General features: G+C 62.6%; 4 protein-coding genes. 1 reads left to right on the top strand and 3 read right to left on the bottom strand.

All coding sequences use genetic code 11. The features are described 5' to 3' along the window. The 3 genes from ACIQ67_RS20615 to gmk form a co-directional block, all read right to left on the bottom strand. Nucleotides 1-819, bottom strand: an 819-nt coding sequence (locus ACIQ67_RS20615) for an HD domain-containing protein (RefSeq protein WP_397536243.1), incomplete at its 3' end; no start/stop codon positions are given. 135 nt (nt 820-954) lie between these two features. After that, nucleotides 955-1,158, bottom strand: coding sequence for a DNA-directed RNA polymerase subunit omega (gene rpoZ / locus ACIQ67_RS20610; RefSeq protein WP_397536242.1), 204 nt, complete (start codon nt 1,156-1,158; stop codon nt 955-957). 21 nt (nt 1,159-1,179) lie between these two features. Then, nucleotides 1,180-1,800: a guanylate kinase gene (gene gmk / locus ACIQ67_RS20605; RefSeq protein WP_397536241.1), complete on the bottom strand. Its 621-nt coding sequence runs from the start codon at nt 1,798-1,800 to the stop codon at nt 1,180-1,182. A gap of 473 nt (nt 1,801-2,273) precedes the next feature. On the opposite strand from gmk, the gene ACIQ67_RS20600 reads away from it, so the two are divergent. Continuing rightward, a complete protein-coding gene (locus ACIQ67_RS20600; protein WP_397536240.1) occupies nt 2,274-2,549 on the top strand; it encodes a type II toxin-antitoxin system Phd/YefM family antitoxin in 276 nt (91 codons plus the stop codon). Nucleotides 2,550-2,611: the final 62 nt, after the last annotated feature.

Below are 2,611 nucleotides of genomic sequence, written 5' to 3'. Positions count from 1 at the left end.
CTTGTAAATCGAGAACAGCGTCTTCTCGCGGCCCTGGATCTCGACCTTGATACCGGCTTCGGAAAATGCCTTCACCACATCGCGCTCAACGCGGGCCACGAGGTCTCGGCGGTTGCCTCTGGCCTTGGAGACGGCCTTGGCCAGCGCCGCATGCCGCCAGGGGTTGATGAACTGGAACGAGAGTTCCTGCAGTTCGCGATAGATCTGATTGAGACCCAGCCGATGCGCAATGGGGGCGTAGATGTCCAGGGTCTCGCGTGCGATGCGGCGACGCTTGTCGGCCGCCATGGCCTGCATCGTGCGCATGTTGTGCAGACGGTCCGCCAGCTTGATCAGGATGACGCGAACATCGCGTGCCATCGCCAGCAGCATCTTGCGGAAGGACTCGGCTTGCGACTCTTCCTTGGTCGAGAACTGCAGCTTGTCCAGCTTGGTCAGACCGTCGACCAGTTCTGCGGTCGGCGCCTCGAAGCGTTCGATCAACTCGGTCTTGGTGACGCCGCAGTCCTCCATCGCGTCGTGCATCAGCGCTGCCATGATGGCCTGCGCATCCAGGCGCCATTCGGCGCATATGCCGGCGACGGCGATCGGGTGCGTGATGTAGGGCTCGCCGCTGGCGCGGAACTGACCCAGATGCGCTTCGTCGGCGAAGCGGTAGGCTTCGCGAATGCGCTTGATCTCGGCCTTGGGCAGGTAAGCCAGCCGGTGGACCAGAGCATCGAAGGACGCCGCCTCAGCCTGGGTCGGCTCCGGCGCAGGCTTGTGCAGCCCGGGCATCAGTGCGGCGGGTAGAGCGGCGGCGAACGAGCGAAGACCCATGGCTGGAAATTATCACAAGCCTGTGCGGCTGCGGCGGTTCGAGGGCAATCCCGGCCGCTTTCCGGTGACAGGGCGACGGGCCAGGAGAAAAGAAAAGGCGCCACTTGGGCGCCTTGGACTTCCGCGGAGGCCGGGTTAGACCGGAACCTTGCGCAGCATCTCGATGCCGACTTCACCGGCGGCGATCTCGCGCAACGCGGTCACGCCCGGCTTGTTCTTGCTGTCGATCTTGGGCGTGTGGCCCTGGCTCAGCATGCGGGCACGGTAGGTTGCAGCGAGCACCAGCTGGAAGCGGTTGGGGATCTTGGTCAGGCAGTCTTCGACGGTGATGCGGGCCATGGCGGTTTCCAGTTCTGATGTTCAGGGGAGATCCAGAGCGCGGAACACGGCGGACCGATTCCGGCGCTGGGTCACGTATTTTAGCCTCTGCGCGTGGACGATGGCTTTCAGGTCGAAAAGCGCGGTCTCGAACACGGCGTTGACAACCACGTAATCGAAGCTTTGGGCCTGCGCCACCTCGACGCGGGCGTTCGCCATGCGCTGGGCGATGACCTCCGGCGCGGTATCGCCGCGGCGGTTCAGGCGCTGCTGCAACTCTTCCCACGACGGCGGCAGGATGAAGATCAGCACCGCATATGGGAACAGCTGCTTGATCTGCAGGGCGCCCTGGAAATCGATCTCCAGCACGACGTCCTCGCCAGCGGCCATGCGGGCCTCGATGGCAGAGCGCGACGTGCCGTAGAGATTGCCGTGGACTTCGGCCCACTCGAAGAAGTCGCCGCGTCCTGCCATGGCGCGGAACTCGTCGGGCGTGATGAACCAGTACTCGCGGCCATGCTGCTCCTGGCCGCGCGGCGCGCGCGAGGTGTGCGAAATCGAGACTGCTAGCTTGGAGTCGAGTTCGAGAAGGGCCTTGACGAGGCTGGACTTGCCAGCGCCACTGGGGGCGGCGACAACGAAGAGATTGCCTGGGTATTCCATAGAGTTCTTGGACTGTTGGGCTTATTCGGTGTTCTGCACCTGAGGTACTGCACCTGAGTTCCGTGCGCGAGGCCAAGTGCCTGTTGCGCCTCAATTGTTTTTGGCCCAGCGCCGAAAAGCCTACAGCGAACCCCACATGTCGAGCATGCAGTGCCGCCGGAGGGGTGGTCATTTTCAGAGCTGGCAGTCCCGCAACTGTAGCGTGGACGGCACGCTCTGCGTGCGCGAGTCCTTGGCACGCATGCGTCATGCGCGAGGCACTGACATCGAGAGCTGCCTTCGGATTGATCCAGAGTCGATTGAGTTCGTGAAGACATGGCGCCAAGCTTGCCGCCCTGCAGGTCACAAGCAAGCTCCCCACCGATAAACGCGGTGTTGTCCAGTAAGGGCGCGGTCATGGGGTGCCGCGAATCGACCCCGCTATGAGTCTGTAAAAAACTGTATTTGGTCCTGCCAACGTCTGGAGCACTGCCTTGCGCTACTCATCACAGGTCAAGCCCATCAGCTATCTCAAAGCGAACGCCGCTGAGGTTCTGTTGCAGCTCGCGGAGCAACGTGAACCGATGGTCATCACCCAAAACGGCGAGGCCAAGGCGGCGCTGCTGGACGTCGCCTCGTTCGAAGAAACGCAAGAAACACTGGCCCTGCTAAAGATTCTTGCGCTCGGCAGTCAGGATGTAGCCGCTGGCAAGTTCAAGCCCGCAGCCGACGTCGTGGCCCGTCTTCGCAGTAAGCGCGCCACAGTCTGATGGCTGGCGGACCGGTCAAGTTCGAAGTCCTGCTTGCTGAGGGCGCGGAGCAGGATTTGGAG

The sequence above is a fragment of the Roseateles sp. genome (genome assembly GCF_044373315.1).
In the GTDB taxonomy this organism is placed as follows: domain Bacteria; phylum Pseudomonadota; class Gammaproteobacteria; order Burkholderiales; family Burkholderiaceae_C; genus JACDQM01.
The sequence above is the reverse complement of the archived record's forward strand: the minus strand, read 5'-3'. Positions and strand labels throughout refer to the sequence as shown.